Genomic DNA, 16998 nt, shown 5'->3' on the forward strand with positions numbered 1-16998 from the left:
GGAAAAGGTAGATGTCAAAAGAAGATCAAATTGAAATGGAAGGTAAGGTTGTAGAAACCCTTCCGAATACGATGTTTAGAGTAGAGCTTGAAAACGGCCATATTGTAACGGCCCACATTTCCGGAAAAATGCGTAAGCATTACATCAGAATTTTAACAGGTGATAAGGTTAAAGTTGAAATGACGCCTTATGATTTGAGCAAAGGAAGAATAACATTCCGCATGCGCTGATTCCCGTCTTTCATTCGACGGGAAAGCGCAGCTTTCTATCTTAACTTCTCTCTGATATAGCGAGTTCTTTGCTTTCTATTGAGAACGCAAGTTCATTGTTTTCCACAAAAATGCGGACGTGTCCGCCTTTCACCAGTTTGCCGAAGAGTAGATCATTTGCTAACGGCTTCTTGATTTTTTCTTGAATAAGTCTGGCCATGGGTCTTGCACCCATTTTGGGGTCGCATCCGTTTTCGGCAAGCCATAATCTGGCGTCTGTATCTAGCATCAGCGTGACATTTTTTTCAGTCAAGATCGCTTCAAGTTCAAAAATAAACTTGTCGACGACGTGACCTACGATAGAAATGTCCAGCGGTTTAAATTGAATGATGGCATCCAGCCGGTTTCTAAACTCTGGAGAGAACATTTTTTCTATCGCTTTCAAGCTGTCGGTCGCATGGTCTTGATGAGTAAAGCCTATCGATGCCCGGCTGCCTTCTGATGCGCCTGCATTCGTAGTCATCACCAGGATGATGTTGCGAAAATCAGCCCGGCGGCCGTTGTTGTCAGTCAGCGTGCCGTGATCCATCACCTGCAGTAACAGGTTGAATACATCGGGGTGTGCTTTCTCAAGCTCATCAAGCAATAATACGGCATGAGGATGCTTGTTAACCTGTTCGGTCAATAAGCCGCCCTGATCGAAACCCACATAGCCGGGAGGCGCGCCAATCAATCTTGAAACGGTATGCCTTTCCATGTATTCGGACATATCAAAACGGATCAATTCAACACCAAGCACTTTTGCCAATTGGCGGGTGACTTCTGTTTTACCTACCCCTGTAGGTCCTGAAAACAGGAAAGAACCGATCGTCTTTTGAGTGTCACGCAGTCCGGCGCGCGATAGTTTGATCGCAGACGCCAGCGCAGAGATGGCTTCATCCTGACCAAAAACCAGCATCTTGAGATTTTTTTCTAATGCTTCAAGTTTTTCAACATCACTGGAAGAGACAGACTTGGCGGGTACGCGCGCAATTTTCGAAACGATGTCCTCGATTTCAAGGGTATCAATAATTTGTTTGCGCTCTGATGCCGGAAGTAATCGCTGTTTTGCACCTGCTTCGTCAATCACGTCAATGGCTTTGTCAGGCAGTTGGCGGTCAGTAATGTAGCGGTCTGACAGTTCGGCCGCCAAGCGAAGGGCTTCGTGAGAATATTTGATATCGTGATGTTCTTCAAAACGTGATTTTAAGCCTTTCAAAATCAACACAGTATCTTCAACGGTAGGTTCTACCACGTCAATTTTCTGGAAGCGGCGAGCCAAGGCGTGATCTTTTTCAAAGATGCCGCGATATTCTTTGTACGTTGTTGAGCCAATGCAGCGCAACTGACCCGATGCGAGCACCGGTTTAATGAGGTTGGAAGCATCCATGACGCCACCTGAAGCTGAGCCTGCTCCAATTATGGTATGTATTTCATCAATAAAAAGAATAGCTTCAGGCTGTTTTTTCAATTGATTGATCAGTCCTTTCAGACGTTTTTCAAAATCGCCTCGGTACTTGGTGCCCGCAACTAAAGCGCCCAGATCAAGTGAATAAATTGTGCAGCCGTTCAGGACCTCGGGGACTTGTTCTTCGACAATCCGTTTGGCAAGCCCTTCAGCTATTGCTGTTTTGCCTACGCCCGCCTCACCGACCAGTAAGGGATTGTTTTTGCGTCTTCGGCACAGAACCTGAATGGTGCGCTCAACTTCAATTTCTCGCCCTATCAAAGGGTCAATATTGCCGCGTCTGGCTTCTTCATTAAGATTAGTAGCGTATTTATCCAGCGGACTTTCTGACGATTCAGAAATGCTGCTGGGCATATCGGACTCGCCATCGGCTTCATTTTCATTATCCGAGTCAAGTTTGGAAACGCCATGAGCAAGATAGTTGACGACATCCAGCCGGGAAATGTTATGTTTGTTCAGCAGATAAACCGCATGAGAGTCCTGTTCACTGAACAGGGCTACAAACAAATTGGCCCCCGTAACTTCTTTTTTGTCAGTCGCCTGAACATGAAAAACGGCCCGTTGCAGAACTCGCTGAAAACCCAGTGTCGGTTGAGTTTCTCGTTGAATGCCTTCAGGAATCAAAGAAATTGTTTCATCGATATACTGATTCAATTCTTTCTGAAGTTTAGGGATATCGCAGCCGCAAGCTTTTAAAACCGGCCTTGCTGTTGAATTGTCGAGCAATCCCAGCAGCAAATGTTCAACCGTTATGAACTCATGACGTTTGTCATGGGCATTTTTAAATGCGTTATTAAGCGTGACCTCTAGCTCTTTACTTAACATAATTTCTCCGCCCTACGCTTTTTCCATTGAACACATCAAAGGGTGCTGATGATCCCTCGAGTATTTATTGACCATGTGAACTTTTGTTTCTGCGACATCTTTGGAATAAGTCCCGCAGACGCCAACGCCCTGGATATGAACTTGAAGCATGACCTGGGTCGCCTTTTCAAGTGACATGTTGAAAAATTCCATCAAAATCTCTACGACAAAATCCATAGGGGTAAAATCATCATTTAAGAGAATGACTTTATACAACGGGGGTTTTTTCAGTTGAGGCTTTGCCTCCTGAGTTGCCAACCCGACATCGCTATCTCGTGATGGAATTAAATCAGACATACATTTGAATACAGTCTAAAACAAAGTGAGTTCGACATAGAGTTTAACATAATGATTACAAGTGTAAATTTCAATCTTTAACCACATAACTTTAGTAAATGAAGTACAATGGCCGCCCCAAAATTCAGAGTATGAATGAATGGTTTGGAAACCCCACGTTACTGTTGCCGCAATCGTAGAAGAAGACAATCGCTTTCTTCTCGTTGAGGAGGAAACCTCAAAAGGGCTGGCATTTAATCAACCGGCTGGCCATTTGGAAAAAGGCGAGGATTTAATCGCCGCTGTCAAACGTGAAGTCCATGAGGAAACCGGTTGGCTCTTTGAGCCGGAAAATCTGGTTGCAGTTCAATTGTGGAGCAGAAATTCTGATTATCCAACATTTTTGCGAGTGTGTTTTTCAGGTAAAGTTCATTCTTTTGATCCTTCTGCGACCTTAGATGACGGAATTGTTGCAACGCATTGGCTGACTAAAGCTGAGCTTGAGAAGTTGGGCCGTTTGCGCAGTCCCTTGGTGATGATTTGTATTGATGAGTACCTCCAAGGTCAAAAATTTCCCTTATCCATAACACAAAACTTTCTAGATCTGGATTTATGAGCAAGAAAATTATCGTCGGTATGTCAGGAGGGGTTGATTCTTCCGTGACTGCGCTCATCCTGCTCGAACAAGGCCATGATGTGACCGGCTTGTTCATGAAAAACTGGGAAGAGGACGATGGTACCGAATACTGCACGGCAATGGAAGATTTGGCTGACGCTCAGCAAGTCTGCGATAAACTGGGTATTCCTCTTAAAACTGTCAATTTCGCCAGTGAATATTGGGACGAAGTATTCGAGGTGTTTTTATCCGAGTTTGAAGCCGGACGCACGCCTAATCCCGATATTCTGTGTAATAAGCATGTCAAGTTTAAAGCCTTTCTGGATTATGCGCTGGATGATTTGGGTGCCGATTATATTGCGACAGGCCATTATGCGAGGGTAAGGGAGGACAACGGCCACTTCTCTCTGCTGAAAGGCCTGGATCCCAACAAAGAGCAGAGCTATTTTCTTTATACGTTGGGGCAGCCTCAACTGGCCCGGACGCTCTTTCCCATCGGCCATCTTCACAAGCCCGAGATTCGGACCATGGCTATAAAAGCCGGTTTCGATAACGCAAAAAAGAAAGACAGCACCGGTATTTGTTTTATTGGCGAACGTAAATTCAAGGAGTTTTTGCAGCGGTATTTGCCTACTCAGCCCGGTGATATGCGCACACCTGACGGTAAATTCATCGCCAAACACCAAGGTCTGATGTATTACACGCTGGGCCAGCGTCAGGGTTTGGGGATTGGTGGTGTAAAAGATGCGCCGGACGAACCCTGGTATGTTCTGGAAAAAGATTTAACGAATAATGTTTTGATTGTCGGTCAGGGTCATGACCATCCGTTAATGCTGCATAATACGCTGCTGGCAACAAAAATGGATTGGTGCAGCAATACCCCTTTGGTCGGATCATTAAAATGCCGGGCAAAAACCCGGTATCGTCAAGCCGACCAGGACTGCCTGGTAACACAGTTGAGTGATGACCGCTATCAGGTTCAATTTGATCAGCCTCAAAGAGCCATAACACCCGGACAGTCGGTGGTTTTTTATCAGGACGAAACGTGTTTGGGCGGCGGCATCATAGAATCGCGAGCCAACACGGATATAAAATAAGGGTAACTACTCGCCCGCCTCGAATTGAGGGTATAGATAATTGATTTAAAAGGATGTGTGAATTCGTCCGGGCAGCTTTAAATCATTGGCATACCGTTTGTCTTGAGTTTGTCGGCTGACTTATTCGGTGGCTCTGATACTTTTTAAAAACTTTTTTGGACCTAACTTATGACTAATTTTGCGTTAACTGCCATCTCACCTATTGACGGACGTTATGCCGGCAAAGTCGAAGCTTTTCGGCCAATATTCAGCGAATACGGCTTAATTCGCTACCGGGTTCAGGTTGAAGTGCGTTGGCTGCAAGCGTTAGCTGAACATCCTCAAATTAAAGAAGTTCAGCAGTTCAGTGAAGCTACCGTAAGCTTTCTCGACACGCTGGTTGAACAGTTTTCCGAACAAGATGCCCAGCGAATCAAGGATATTGAAAAAACCACGAATCATGATGTGAAGGCGGTTGAGTATTGGCTTAAAGAAAAAACGGCCCAGAATGCCGAATTAACTGCGGTCAACGAATTCTTCCATTTTGCCTGTACGTCCGAGGACATCAATAATCTTTCTTACGCCTTGATGTTAAAAGAAGGGCGGGGCGTGTTACTGGGTCAAATCAACGAATGCATTGGCGCAATCAGAAGCGTTGCCCATGCAACTGCCGCCCAGCCCATGCTGTCCCGGACCCATGGTCAGTCGGCCACGCCTACCACAACGGGAAAGGAATTTGCCAATGTGGTCGCGCGTATGCAGCGGCAAACCAGGCAACTGGAACAGGTTGAGCTGTTGGGCAAGATCAATGGCGCAGTCGGCAATTACAATGCGCATGCCGTCGCTTACCCCGAAGTTGATTGGCCAGGGTTTTCAAAAGCCTTTGTAGAGTCTCTGGGATTAGCCTGGAACCCTTATACCATTCAGATCGAGCCGCATGACTATATCGCCGAGTTTTTTCATGCGTTATCGCGTTTTAACACTGTATTGCTGGATTTCAATCGCGATATCTGGAGTTATATTTCGCTGGGTTATTTCAAGCAAAAAACTGTTGCCGGGGAAGTCGGTTCATCAACCATGCCTCATAAAGTCAATCCTATCGATTTCGAAAATTCAGAGGGTAATCTGGGTATTGCCAATGCAATCATGAATTTTTTAAGCGAAAAACTGCCCGTGTCCCGTTGGCAGCGGGATCTGACCGATTCAACCGTTCTGCGCAATATAGGTGTCGGTATTGCCCATACCAGTATTGCGTTGCAATCCACATTGAAAGGGCTGAGTAAGCTGGAGATCAACGCGCAAGCGATTGAAGCCGACCTGGAAGCCAATTGGGAAGTTTTGGCCGAACCGATACAAACCGTCATGCGCCGTTACGGCATAGAAAAACCCTATGAAAAACTTAAAGAGTTGACGCGCGGTCACCGCATTACTCCGGAGCAAATGCAGCATTTTATCGAAAGTCTGGATATGCCGGACGGCGCCAAAGCCGAACTCATGCAGTTAACACCGCGGAGCTATACGGGTTATGCGGAAAAACTGGCCCGTGATATCTAAGTTGTATCCCAATGAAACCTTGATTTCTCTGAAAATGGATGTTCAGAGAAACTGTCTTTCGCTTAGTCTCTAAGCGCAGTGCTTAACCTCATTTGGGTTGGTTTTTTTCTCTTTTCTTTTATTGCCGCGTTAATCCGGTTTTATATAGGTGGCGATGATACTGTTTTCGCTGCCATCATGGCCTCATTGTTCAGTCAGTCCAAAGCGGCATTCGAAATTGCGTTAGGGCTTACCGGTGTGCTTACCTTGTGGTTAGGCATCATGAAAATAGGAGAGCAGAGCGGCTTTATACAATTGATCACCCAGGGCCTGACGCCGTTGTTTCGAAAGCTGATGCCCGAAATTCCGGATAACCATCCGGCATTGGGTGCGATGATCATGAATCTCTCGGCTAATGCGTTGGGGCTTGATAATGCCGCAACGCCGTTGGGCATCAAAGCCATGCACGAATTGCAAACGTTGAACCCGAATCCCGATACGGCGAGTAATGCGCAAATCATTTTTTTGGTGATCAATACCTCTGCCGTGACCTTGTTTCCAGTCACGATTTTTACCTACCGCGCACAACTGGGCGCGGCCAATCCCACCGATGTGTTCATCCCTATTTTGATTGCGACCTATTTTTCAACCTTGATAGGATTTTTAGCGGTTGCTGCTATTCAGAAAATTAATGTATTCGATAAAGTCATTTTGGCTTATTTGGGAGGATTTACGGCGTTTGTGGGTTTGCTGTCAGCCTATTTTTTCCGGCTTGAGCAGGCGCAAATGCTGGCCCAATCCGCATTGCTGAGTAATGTGACGGTATTTTCCTTAATCATCGCGTTTATTGTTGGCGCGCTTTACCGGCGAGTCGATGTCTACAGCACTTTTATTGAAGGAGCCAAAGAGGGCTTTCAAATTGCGGTAGGCATAATCCCTTATCTGGTGGCCATGCTGGTGGCGATAGGCGTATTTCGTGCCAGCGGGGCATTGGAGTGGATAGCGGATGGCGTAAAATTTGTTGTGCGCTTATGGGCTTTGGATGATCGTTTTGTCGACGCGTTACCGACCGGTTTAATGAAGCCTTTCAGTGGCAGCGGCTCCCGTGCCATGATGATTGACACCATGCAAACGCTGGGCGCCGATTCATTTGCCGGTCGCTTGTCCTGTATCGTACAAGGCAGTACTGAAACGACGTTTTATGTGTTGGCGGTTTATTTTGGCGCGGTCGGCATCAAACATATTCGTCATGCGGCGGCTTGTGGGATAATTGCCGACTTCGCAGGCTTGCTAGCCTCAATTTTTGTTGCTTATTGGTTTTTTGCATAATGTTAGTTCATCTCAAAACACTCGGTTGCCGCTTGAACGAAGCCGAGTTGGAATCCTGGGCGCAAGGCTTTCAAAAGACGGGTCATCAAGTAACCCGACAAGCCGAAGCGGCCGATTTGATCGTCATCAATTCCTGTGCTGTAACCCAGGATGCGTCTCGTAAATCGCGCAATCTGATTCGTCGCATCCACCGTGAGAATCCCACCGCAAAACTGGTCGTTAGCGGCTGTTATGCCAGTTTGAACCGAGAAGAAGCGGAAGAACTGATGGGCGTGGATCTGGTCATCGGCAACCAGGACAAAGATCAGCTGGTTGAAAAAACGCTGGCTGAGCTGAATATGGACAGTATGCCGGTGATGTCGGCCGAACCCGGAGAAATGTCGCTGTTTGCCCGCGGCAGGCAACGGGCGTTTATCAAAGTACAGGACGGTTGCCGGTATCGTTGCACGTTTTGTATCGTTACCGTTGCCAGAGGCGAGGAGAGCAGCCGCCCGATTGCCGACGTGCTGGAAGAAATCAACAATCTGACGCGCCAAAATATTCAGGAGATTGTCTTGACCGGCGTTCATCTGGGTGGCTATGGCCACGATCGCGGTTCGGATTTGGTTGAGCTGATAAAGACGGTTTTGGCGGAAACTGACGTTCAGCGTCTGCGTTTAGGTTCATTGGAACCTTGGGAATTGTCTGAGGAGTTTTTCGAGCTGTTTAAAAATCCACGGGTCATGCCACATTTGCATCTACCCCTGCAAAGCGGCTCCGATACGGTGCTTAGACGAATGGCCCGACGCTGTAAAACCGAGGAATTTGTCGCAATTGTAAAGCGTTTAAGAGATCAAGTGCCGGATTTTAATATTACCACTGACATTATTGTAGGGTTTCCCGGAGAAACGGAGCAGGAGTGGGAGGAAAGCTTCAACTTTATCAAGCAAACCGGTTTTGGTCATATTCATATTTTTACCTATTCAAAGCGCGAGGGTACCAAAGCCGCCACCTTGCCCAATCCAGTGCCGGCCGACATCAAAAAGCTGCGTAGTCAGCAATTGCATGGTCTAGCCAATGCACTGAAGGCTGAGTTTTTTTCGGCCAATCTGGGTAAAACTGCACCGGTGCTCTGGGAAGGTTACAGTGAGGATTTGGGTGATGGCAGAAAAAGAGTGTTCGGCTATTCGCCCAATTACATGCGCGTAGCTTGTGAAGTGGGTACTGAACAGCTGCTTGAAAACTGCATTATTGATACCGTTTTGGATGAAACCAATGAAGACTTTATAGCGGGAAGGCTTCTTATTTAGTAACTCTCGCTAGCTTGGAATAGAGGGTGTCGGCAGCAGGGATGCTGCTGTCAATCCCCCATGGAAGGGTTTACGGCGTTCCTCAAAAGGCTTTTCCCTGCCCAAAATGACGCCGAAAAGATCAAACTGAGAATTGCGGGTATTCATGCATCCTTTGAAATCAAGCACCTACATCCAGTAAAATGGGAGTTGTGAGCCGATACCTTTTTAAAGCCAAAGCCGGAAAATAGATCATGAAAAAAGTTCTGAAAAAGCTGAGCGACTTAATTCTGGCATTCTGGATTTTGCTCTACGTTATCTTTGAGGAGCTGGTTTGGGATCTGGTTGCAAAGCCCATTTATCAATATCTTCGTGGCCTCAAACTGCTGTATGCGGTAGAAATCAAGGTAAAAAGCCTCGAGCCGCTGACGCTGCTGATTTTATTTTTAGTTTTGTTTTTTCTGGTTGAAGGTCTGGGTATTCTGGCTTTAAGTCTGATAGCACAAGGAAACCCCCTCGTAGGTATCGCCTTGTACATTGCCAAGCTGCCAATTGCTGCATTCACGTTTTGGTTATTTCGTGTTTCCAAAGAGATATTAATGGCATTTGCCTGGTTTAAGTATAGCTATGAGCGACTTGATTACTTTATTGACGTCATCAAAGCCAGTCAATTTCACCAACGTATTGTTGCCACGGTAAATCGCTTTAAAGTTTGGGTAAAAGCGCAGCTGGGCGGGATCAAGCAAAGGTTGGGTATTGCGGTTGAAACGCTGAAAAAATCGATGAGGGCTTTGCAATAACAAGCCCTATTTGCCGGATTAAAAGCCATGCGGGTGATTTTTTCGGTTCGCTATTCAACCTGTCAGGGAACTTTTTTTCTCAAAATGGGCCTATTGCAATAAATTATTAGCACTCATTTATATCGAGTGCTAAAATTCCTGCAAACCAAATTAGAGGGGAAATCATGAGCAACGCATTAGCAATCACATTGCCAACGAACTTATCCGTTGGGTCATTTGATTCTTATCTCAATGCTGTCAGTCAAATGCCGATATTGACGCCTGAATATGAGCGTGAATTGGCCTTGCGTTACAGAGATAACGGCGATCTTGAAGCCGCGCGTGAGCTCGTATTATACAATCTAAGATTCGTCGTCCATGTCGCCCGAGGCTATAGCGGCTATGGATTACCGTTGCCGGATATCATTCAGGAAGGCAATGTCGGTTTGATGAAAGCGGTCAAACGCTTTGATCCGGATGTGGGGGTCAGACTGGTCTCGTTTGCCGTGCACTGGATCCGAGCGGAAATTCATGAATTCGTGATCAAAAATTGGCGCATCGTCAAAGTGGCGACCACCAAAGCGCAACGCAAGCTGTTTTTTAATCTGCGCAAATCAAAAGAGCGTTTGGGTTGGCTTTCCAATGAAGAAGCCAAAGCAGTAGCTAAAGACTTGGGCGTTGATTTAAAGACCGTCTACGAAATGGAAAAGCGTTTGGATGGCAACGATGTCGCATTAGATATGCCGCATGACGATTCCAGCGACGAAAGCTATTCGGCGCCCATCAGTTACCTTGAACAACACAACGCAGATCCGTCAACTTTGCTGGAAAATGCCGAATGGCAGGATCATGAGGAAGATAAATTGTCTCAGGCCATGGCCGACCTTGACGAACGCAGTCTGGATATTGTTAACAGCCGCTGGTTATCTGAAGAAAAGGCGACCTTGCACGAACTGGCCGATCGCTATAACGTATCGGCAGAAAGAATCAGGCAGTTGGAAAAAAATGCAATGAACAAACTCAAAGCTGCTTTTGTATTGGCGGCTTAATTCGGGTTAATCGCATCCCCAGATTAAAGCTCTGACTCGACAGTGCCGAGTCAGAGCGCTCTTTTTTACAAGTTCTCCAGCTGTTTGACGGCATCATGCCGGAAACAATCAACGGTATGGTCGTTGACCATACCCACGGCCTGCATGAAGGCATAACAAATCGTTGTGCCTACAAACTTAAATCCCTGTTTTTTCAAAGTCTTGCTCATTACGTCTGAAACAGGGGTATGAGCCGGAACTTCAGCGGCATTCTGCCATTGATTTTGTTGCGTTTCTCCGCTGGTAAAATGCCAGATAAAGCGATCAAAACTCCCGTATTTTGCTTGGACTTCTAAAAAAGCTTGAGCATTAGTGATGGCGGAATTTATTTTGAGCCGATTTCGAATAATTGCCGGGTTGGCGAGCAGAGCGGCAACTTTATCGGTGTTGTAGGCGGCAATCTGTTCTGCGTCAAACTGATCAAACGCGGCTCGATAGCCGTCGCGCTTTTTCAAAATGGTTGACCAACTAAGACCTGCTTGTGCGCCCTCTAAAATTAAAAATTCAAATAAAATACGATCATCGTGAACAGGGACTCCCCATTCATGGTCGTGGTAATGCATTTCCAATTCGGACGCACACGCCCAGCTGCATCTGTTCATCAAGAATGGCTCTAACTGATGAATAGCGGATTAAAGGGCATACGCAAGGATGGCGATGCCAACCCAGACAAACCCAATAGTCGTGATTGCAAAACTCAGTGCGGTGTAAACTTTCCAGACCGGTTTTTCCCAAAAGTGGGTATCAAAGGCAGCAATCACAAATACCCCCGGGTTAGTCATCCCGCCAATCACGACACACCAGCACGCTAAAATAGGTAGAGGTATTTTGATCGCATAAAATGCCAGACAAAACAATGCCATTAAAACAAAGTCCACATGAGCCCTGATCAAGGTTTTGTAATCTTTTAAAAAAACGCCATCAATGCCTTGGATTGGAAACCATTTGGCAAAGGTCATCAGCCAAGCCGATGCCAAAACTGCAAACATCATGATAACCGCCCCAATTAATAATATTTCCATTGTTCTTTTCTCACAAAATGAATTATTCGGGCATTATAAATTCGTAGGGGGTCTGTAGTCTGTTAATTTTTTAAGCTGAACAGGACTCAACTATGCTAGATATACTGCAGTGTTTCAGCATTACTGACTTGCGCAGACATTGGAATCACATTCACTTTTTGTTAGAGGAAGATTTTAACGAGTTGAATAGTGAGAATGTCGCTAATGAGTAGGATGGGCAAAGGAGGTACGACGTGCCCATCAATACCTACCGTTATTGATGGGCACGCTATCGCTTTGCCCATCCTACGCTATGGAGCCCATCGCGCATTTTCTTGACGGAGATTGATCTTCAGGCACGGATCATCTTTGTTTCAGGCTGCTTGCTGTTGTATTTCGTCCGCGAAAATACTTTGACTGACGTTGTCAATCAAGTCTGCAAATACTTGATTGTCCTCGCTGGCTTCCACTTCGTCGGCATTGTCATTTAATAACAGGCCGATTTCTGCAAACAAGTCTTTAAAAGTCTGTTGAGGCTCAGACATCGCTTGCAGGCTAAGCTGAGCGTCGGACAACATGGTTTTTATCTTATCCAGAAAATCACTCGCTTGAGTCAATAAATCAGTATTGATGGATTTTTCCGGCATCAGCGTTTGCTGATAAGCGGCCACGGCCTGAACTGATTTTTGCCGATTCAGATCCATTGAAAACCCGGCAATTTGCTGATTGTCAAAGCCAAGTTTCATCGCGTGTTTCATGGCGGCCTTATCGTTGCCGTTAAAAAAGGCATGACTGACTTTGTGCATTTTGTTCATCAAATCTTCTAATGATTTTTGTTCGTTTTCATTTAACTCGCCTTCAATACTGATGTTGAAATTACTGCTAAACGAATAACTTTCCTGGTATCCGCTTATGCTTGTATCTTTATTAGACATATTGAAAGCGCTGCGGCTACCGGATTCTGCCTGACTAAAGTTGATGGTGACAATATCGCCTTCCTGCGTTTCTATCTGTATCTGAGCGGAACGGCTGGATTGCATGGCAATGCCCTGAAATGACATATCAGTCGCGGCTCTTCTTGGACCGGATTCCAGTTGATTGCTTCCTTTCAAGGTTGATGGGTAGGTTTTTTCAATATTGGCAGTCAACTGATTTAATATCAGTTCGCTGCCTTTTAGTGGCTTTTCTCTGATATTGGTTGGCTTCTGCTCAGTGTCAATTAGCCGTTCCCTGCCATGACGCGGCATATGTGAACGGCCGAATCCGTTCAAATCAAATTTTGGAAGGGATGAATTTAATGAAGGACTAAACATGACGACACCATTGAAATAAATGCAACGTTGATTATGTGATCGGCATCTCATTAAAAAACTTTAATGAAAATTTAATTCATTTGCTTAAAAATCAGTCCAAAGAGCAGCAATTCTCAGTTTGATCTTTTCGGCGTCATTTTAGGCTGGGAAAAGCCTTTTGAGGAACGCCGTACAGCGTTCCTCAAAAGGCTTACGTCACCTCTTAAAACTACATTAAAAGTTCAAACTGAGAATTGTTACGTACGTCCTGAGTTTGGTTAAGGGTAAGCGGATTTAGGCTATGCAGAGTAATGACTGTCTATGCGCGTTGTGAACCAGTCCTTAAAAGCGTATGCAGGCGATTATTTTCAGCGTTTAAACTGCTTGACGAGTTCATTAAGCCGGTCAGCCAATTTCACCAGATCGTTGCTGGCAGCATTGGTTAGTTCGGCATCTTTCTCGGTTTTTTCCGTCAGGCGTTTGATAGTGGCGACACTGCGACTCACATTTTGCGCAACCTGGCTTTGGTTGTCGGCAATGCCGGACATGTGGGCATTCAGTTCCCGGATCTGTGATACACGTTCTGCAATCAACGTTAATTCCTTATCGGCGGATTGGACTTGAGAGCGGCGTTGTTCGGCGCTTTGTTTGGCATTATCCATTACCGCTACCGCATCTTTTGCTTCCCGTTGTAATTGCGCGATGATTTTTTCGATTTCTTCGGTCGCTTTGTGCGAGCGGTTAGCTAAAGTTCTGACTTCGTCGGCTACTACAGCAAATCCTCGCCCTTGTTCGCCGGCGCGCGCCGCCTCGATTGCGGCATTGAGTGCCAATAAGTTAGTTTGTTCGGCCAAACCTTTAATCACATCCAATACTGAGCCTACGCCTTTACTTTTTTCATCCAGGCGGCGAATCACATCCGATGCCAGTTCAATTTCAGTCACCAGACCATAAATACCATCAATTGCATTTTTAGTGGTGGCGGCGCCATTGGCAGCCTGGCGATCGGCATTGATTGATGCTTGGGAAGCGCCTTCCGCACCCGAACGGACTTCGCGCACCGATGCTTCGAGTTGTGACAAGGCTTGTTGTACCGATTCGGTTTCATAATGCTGTTGTTTTGCCGCCAGGCTGGTTTGTTTGGCGACACCGGAAATCTTGGTCGTGGCTTGGCTTAGCAGCATGCTTGTTTTAGAAACCTGGTTAAGGCTGTTGGAAAAATTGGCCAGCATAGAATTGAACGATGTGCTGAGTTGGCCGATTTCGTCATCAGAATGTATCGCCAGTCGTCTTTGCAGGTCCGATTCTTGGCTGATCTGGTTCATGGTATTGCGTATTTCGCCTAGCGGGTTAACAACAATTTTTCTCATCATCAGCGTGATCAGTATCATTCCGGCAACGAATAGACCGGCTGCAATGGTACTGGCGATGATCAAATCCTGATTGATTTTGGCATGCAGATTAGTCAGTGAATACGAAATCCGGACCGCACCCAGCACGGTGCCTTCCTGAACCGCATGGCACGTCAGGCAGTTTGTGCCTTTGAAGTTGCTGCTGGCGATAACCGGTTCGAGAATAGTAATGAAATCGCTATTGGTGAGTTCGGTGATCACTTCGCCCGCCAGTGCTCTATGATCCAGATCATCGACAGGCAGTTGTTCTGGTGAACCGGAACCGAAGGAGTCGATGATGCTTTTGCCTCGAATCAAACGTATTTCGGTGATGTCTTCGTGTGATTGGATTTTTTCGCGCAGAAACCGGCTTTGAGCCATGGATCCTGATAGCATCATGGCATTGAGACCGTCGAAATAGCTGTTGGCAGAATCTCGGGCTTTTTCGGTAGCTAGGCTTTGGACCATCTGCTTTTGCCGGTCAGTCATGAAGAGAAGGCTGACCGACATCAGGAGCAGGACAACACTGGCGAGACTCAACAGAATTTTGGTTTGGATGGAACGGGTGTTTTCCATTTAGGCTCACTTTAAATGCGAAGGGTATATGCGAATGAGCTCATAGCCGCCAGTGAGAGTCAAGTCACCTTCGCCAAAGCGAACATTAAGTTTGACTTAAGAATAATACATATTGGTTTAAGTGCTTATTCTTTCACTTAACCCGCATGATTGAGGTAATAAATGATAGGGCAGGAGGTCGCTGTGAAGCTCTGCAAGCCGGATGGATGTGCCTTGCGCAAAATCCATCCAGCAGAATTTTAAGTCGCCAAAGAAAGGTTTGAATGGCTAAAAACGATGATTCTTAACCTTTCTTTTCCAAATGTCGCATCTCTACCGGCGAAACTCTCCCTTTTGAGGAAACCTTGTCATACACTTCATCGAAAGCTTGCCGGCAATAAGGCAATCGCCCCCGCAACAGGTCATAGCCGGTATGATCGAACATCATCCTGAAATCCTCACGGCTCATCGTGGTTCGCGCATATAAAGCTTGATAACCCTGATGGTCGATGACGAATTTTTCAAGTAACGGCAGTGCTGTGGCGTTATCAAACCCCTGTTTGCTGGGCGTACCGTAGGCGCCGATATCTACGTAGAGCTCTTCTTTGGCCCCTTCGGCGGTTCTGAACGGATGGACAAAACCAGGTTGTCCCCCATTATCTTTGATCGCCATCGGTGAAAGCCATAGAGGATATAACAGGAAGTGCTCGTCGAAATAGTCAATGGACTGTTTGAGATACCGGATCGGCATCAGCATATCCTGAACCACATGATGTTTTTCCCTGAGCCGCCGGGTGGTTTGTGTTTCTGTGTATTTCAATAATTCGATACGAGGAGGCAAGGCCCAGCCCAGCAATGCCCTGAATAAGGGATAATTTCCGAACGAAATGATTTCTTCCATGGCCCAGAAATAGCCACGGGTATGGCGATGAAAATAATCACGCACCGGTAAATATTCAACACCTTCGATTTTTTGCTCCAGATAAGTTTGGACATGCTTGTAAAACCAGGGTTTATACCATCGGCCTATAGCGTTTAGAGATCCATCCGCAGCGACGGCATCGGCAAATGTGCCGGTCATGATCACCGCCTTATCGCGGCTATAAACCAAACCTTCCACAAAATCATTGTTGTCGGTATCGCGGCAGGCTTGTTCGAAAACGCTGACCATCGCATCAAGGTTATAAACCGGCTGATAGTGAATCCGGATATATTTTTTGACCGGAATGATTTTCAACTCGGCGGCCACCAGAAAGCCCAAAGTGCCATGACTCCATGGAATCTGATAAAAAAGTTCGGCATTTTCCGAAGGACTGCATTTGACCAATTTCCCTTCTGCGGTGACGATTTCGAAGGATTCACAAATATGCTGAAATAACCCGTATTTATGGCTGCTGGTTTCCACGCCGAAGCCCATAATCAAACCGCCTACTGTCAAGCTATCCAGTTCCGGCACAACAGGGAGCGTCCAGCCTTTTGATATCAAGCTGCGCGAAATCTGGCCCATGGTCGCCAGCGGTTCCACTCTCAAAATTCGGCGTTGTTCGTCGATAGCAAGGATATCGTACATTCCAATATCGATTTTCCGGTGCGTAAGCTTGTATTTAGGCACCAGCTCGCTCATGGTTTTCCAGCCCGACCTTGCCGTGCATAGTTTTTGTTCTGCTCCCCGGTTTTTCCAGTCCTCGATTTGCCGGATAACGGCCTCGACTCTGGCGTCATGTTTGGCGGGGGCGCTGTTGAGGCGAAAAGAAATCCAGTTAAGAACGCTAATGTAGGCGCTATAGACGGCTGAAATGGGCAACAGGAAAATAGTGGCGAATATGCCCCGATAGTGAGTCAGTATGTGCTCGAATAGCAGCTCGATTTTTGGCATTGGAATGGTCCTAATGTAGAAACTTGAATTTTATAACCCCCTCAACTGACGAGTTTTTAGCTTTTCTTCAGTGGTCGCAAAAAGCCGCATAGCAAGCTATGTGTTTATTTATTCACCTTGAAGAAGGGCACAATCCTGTGCCAGAAAATAAGTCATTTGATCCAGTTTCTTAATAAACACCCGTTAAAAAAAGGTGGGTTTGAATGGGAGACTAAGCGTCCGGAGTCGCATTGATTGAAAGATGCGCGTTAAAAAAGGCAGCATTTTAATGGAACGTTTGAATCCGGTTCAAGGTGACATTTAAAAACCAGCAATTCCCAGGTTGATATTTTTAGCGC

16 protein-coding genes are annotated in these 16998 nt (G+C 46.1%); 8 read left to right on the plus strand and 8 right to left on the minus strand.

Annotated elements, in window-relative coordinates; all coding sequences use genetic code 11:
* Positions 1-11: 11 nt before the first annotated feature.
* Positions 12-230, plus strand: a complete 219-nt coding sequence (gene infA, locus Q7V32_RS16200; RefSeq protein ID WP_304898016.1) for a translation initiation factor IF-1 — start codon at positions 12-14, stop codon at positions 228-230.
* Positions 231-270: 40 nt separating this feature from the next.
* On the opposite strand, the gene clpA is transcribed toward infA, so the two are convergent.
* Together clpA and clpS are read right to left on the minus strand one after the other, a co-directional pair.
* Entirely contained in the window at positions 271-2541 is a 2271-nt protein-coding gene (gene clpA, locus Q7V32_RS16205) for an ATP-dependent Clp protease ATP-binding subunit ClpA (RefSeq protein ID WP_304898017.1), read from the minus strand.
* Positions 2542-2553: 12 nt separating this feature from the next.
* A complete protein-coding gene (gene clpS, locus Q7V32_RS16210) occupies positions 2554-2877 on the minus strand; it encodes an ATP-dependent Clp protease adapter ClpS (RefSeq protein WP_304898018.1) in 324 nt (107 codons plus the stop codon).
* A 139-nt stretch (positions 2878-3016) separates the two neighbouring features.
* Here clpS and Q7V32_RS16215 point away from each other — a divergent pair, with 139 nt between their 5' ends.
* The 5 genes from Q7V32_RS16215 to mtaB all read left to right on the plus strand — a co-directional run bounded on the left by Q7V32_RS16215 (position 3017) and on the right by mtaB (position 8699).
* The gene (locus tag Q7V32_RS16215) at positions 3017-3472 is read left to right on the plus strand and encodes an NUDIX hydrolase (RefSeq protein WP_304898019.1); all 456 of its coding nucleotides are present in this window, start codon (positions 3017-3019) and stop codon (positions 3470-3472) included.
* Complete coding sequence (gene mnmA / locus Q7V32_RS16220; RefSeq protein WP_304898020.1) at positions 3469-4569, plus strand: tRNA 2-thiouridine(34) synthase MnmA; 1101 nt, start codon at positions 3469-3471, stop codon at positions 4567-4569. Before Q7V32_RS16215 ends, mnmA begins: the two co-directional genes overlap by 4 nt.
* Before the next feature lie 168 nt (positions 4570-4737).
* Entirely contained in the window at positions 4738-6102 is a 1365-nt protein-coding gene (gene purB, locus Q7V32_RS16225; protein WP_304898021.1) for an adenylosuccinate lyase, read from the plus strand.
* 78 nt (positions 6103-6180) lie between these two features.
* Positions 6181-7410, plus strand: coding sequence for a nucleoside recognition domain-containing protein (locus Q7V32_RS16230; RefSeq protein ID WP_304898022.1), 1230 nt, complete (start codon positions 6181-6183; stop codon positions 7408-7410).
* Positions 7410-8699 (plus strand): tRNA (N(6)-L-threonylcarbamoyladenosine(37)-C(2))-methylthiotransferase MtaB, encoded by a 1290-nt coding sequence (gene mtaB, locus Q7V32_RS16235; protein ID WP_304898023.1) that lies wholly within the window; start codon positions 7410-7412, stop codon positions 8697-8699. Before Q7V32_RS16230 ends, mtaB begins: the two co-directional genes overlap by 1 nt.
* A 9-nt stretch (positions 8700-8708) precedes the next feature.
* On the opposite strand, the gene Q7V32_RS16240 is transcribed toward mtaB, so the two are convergent.
* Entirely contained in the window at positions 8709-8846 is a 138-nt protein-coding gene (locus Q7V32_RS16240; RefSeq protein WP_304898024.1) for a hypothetical protein, read from the minus strand.
* A gap of 86 nt (positions 8847-8932) precedes the next feature.
* Between Q7V32_RS16240 and Q7V32_RS16245 the strand changes: the two genes are divergently transcribed.
* Positions 8933-9478 carry a hypothetical protein gene (locus tag Q7V32_RS16245; RefSeq protein ID WP_304898025.1) on the plus strand — a complete coding sequence of 182 codons (546 nt, stop codon included), beginning with the start codon at positions 8933-8935 and terminating at the stop codon, positions 9476-9478.
* 164 nt (positions 9479-9642) lie between these two features.
* Positions 9643-10506, plus strand: a complete 864-nt coding sequence (rpoH, locus tag Q7V32_RS16250; protein ID WP_304898026.1) for an RNA polymerase sigma factor RpoH — start codon at positions 9643-9645, stop codon at positions 10504-10506.
* A gap of 65 nt (positions 10507-10571) precedes the next feature.
* Here rpoH and Q7V32_RS16255 read toward each other — a convergent pair whose 3' ends face one another.
* From Q7V32_RS16255 to Q7V32_RS16275, 5 genes are all read right to left on the minus strand, one after another.
* Positions 10572-11147 (minus strand): DNA-3-methyladenine glycosylase I, encoded by a 576-nt coding sequence (locus Q7V32_RS16255; RefSeq protein WP_304898027.1) that lies wholly within the window; start codon positions 11145-11147, stop codon positions 10572-10574.
* A gap of 30 nt (positions 11148-11177) precedes the next feature.
* Positions 11178-11567 carry a hypothetical protein gene (locus tag Q7V32_RS16260; protein ID WP_304898028.1) on the minus strand — a complete coding sequence of 130 codons (390 nt, stop codon included), beginning with the start codon at positions 11565-11567 and terminating at the stop codon, positions 11178-11180.
* A gap of 353 nt (positions 11568-11920) precedes the next feature.
* Positions 11921-12859, minus strand: a complete 939-nt coding sequence (locus Q7V32_RS16265) for a hypothetical protein (RefSeq protein ID WP_304898029.1) — start codon at positions 12857-12859, stop codon at positions 11921-11923.
* Between the two features lie 347 nt (positions 12860-13206).
* The gene (locus tag Q7V32_RS16270; RefSeq protein ID WP_304898030.1) at positions 13207-14805 is read right to left on the minus strand and encodes a methyl-accepting chemotaxis protein; all 1599 of its coding nucleotides are present in this window, start codon (positions 14803-14805) and stop codon (positions 13207-13209) included.
* Positions 14806-15088: 283 nt separating this feature from the next.
* On the minus strand, positions 15089-16660 hold the full coding sequence (locus Q7V32_RS16275; RefSeq protein ID WP_304898031.1) for an FAD-binding protein: 1572 nt from the start codon (positions 16658-16660) through the stop codon (positions 15089-15091).
* Positions 16661-16998 lie beyond the last annotated feature (338 nt).

The organism is Methylicorpusculum sp. (assembly GCF_030651835.1).
Taxonomy (GTDB): Bacteria; Pseudomonadota; Gammaproteobacteria; order Methylococcales; family Methylomonadaceae; genus Methylicorpusculum.

Excerpts from the sequence above, each read along its gene's own strand:
- Q7V32_RS16245 (WP_304898025.1), top strand. The coding sequence starts at position 8,933 with ATGAAAAAAGTTCTGAAAAAGCTGAGCGACTTAATTCTGGCATTCTGG.
- infA (WP_304898016.1), top strand. The coding sequence starts at position 12 with ATGTCAAAAGAAGATCAAATTGAAATGGAAGGTAAGGTTGTAGAAACC.
- purB (WP_304898021.1), top strand. The coding sequence starts at position 4,738 with ATGACTAATTTTGCGTTAACTGCCATCTCACCTATTGACGGACGTTAT.
- Q7V32_RS16270 (WP_304898030.1), bottom strand. The coding sequence starts at position 14,805 with ATGGAAAACACCCGTTCCATCCAAACCAAAATTCTGTTGAGTCTCGCC.
- clpS (WP_304898018.1), bottom strand. The coding sequence starts at position 2,877 with ATGTCTGATTTAATTCCATCACGAGATAGCGATGTCGGGTTGGCAACT.
- Q7V32_RS16255 (WP_304898027.1), bottom strand. The coding sequence starts at position 11,147 with ATGAACAGATGCAGCTGGGCGTGTGCGTCCGAATTGGAAATGCATTAC.
- rpoH (WP_304898026.1), top strand. The coding sequence starts at position 9,643 with ATGAGCAACGCATTAGCAATCACATTGCCAACGAACTTATCCGTTGGG.
- clpA (WP_304898017.1), bottom strand. The coding sequence starts at position 2,541 with ATGTTAAGTAAAGAGCTAGAGGTCACGCTTAATAACGCATTTAAAAAT.
- Q7V32_RS16215 (WP_304898019.1), top strand. The coding sequence starts at position 3,017 with ATGGTTTGGAAACCCCACGTTACTGTTGCCGCAATCGTAGAAGAAGAC.
- mtaB (WP_304898023.1), top strand. The coding sequence starts at position 7,410 with ATGTTAGTTCATCTCAAAACACTCGGTTGCCGCTTGAACGAAGCCGAG.
- Q7V32_RS16260 (WP_304898028.1), bottom strand. The coding sequence starts at position 11,567 with ATGGAAATATTATTAATTGGGGCGGTTATCATGATGTTTGCAGTTTTG.
- Q7V32_RS16240 (WP_304898024.1), bottom strand. The coding sequence starts at position 8,846 with ATGAATACCCGCAATTCTCAGTTTGATCTTTTCGGCGTCATTTTGGGC.
- mnmA (WP_304898020.1), top strand. The coding sequence starts at position 3,469 with ATGAGCAAGAAAATTATCGTCGGTATGTCAGGAGGGGTTGATTCTTCC.
- Q7V32_RS16275 (WP_304898031.1), bottom strand. The coding sequence starts at position 16,660 with ATGCCAAAAATCGAGCTGCTATTCGAGCACATACTGACTCACTATCGG.
- Q7V32_RS16265 (WP_304898029.1), bottom strand. The coding sequence starts at position 12,859 with ATGTTTAGTCCTTCATTAAATTCATCCCTTCCAAAATTTGATTTGAAC.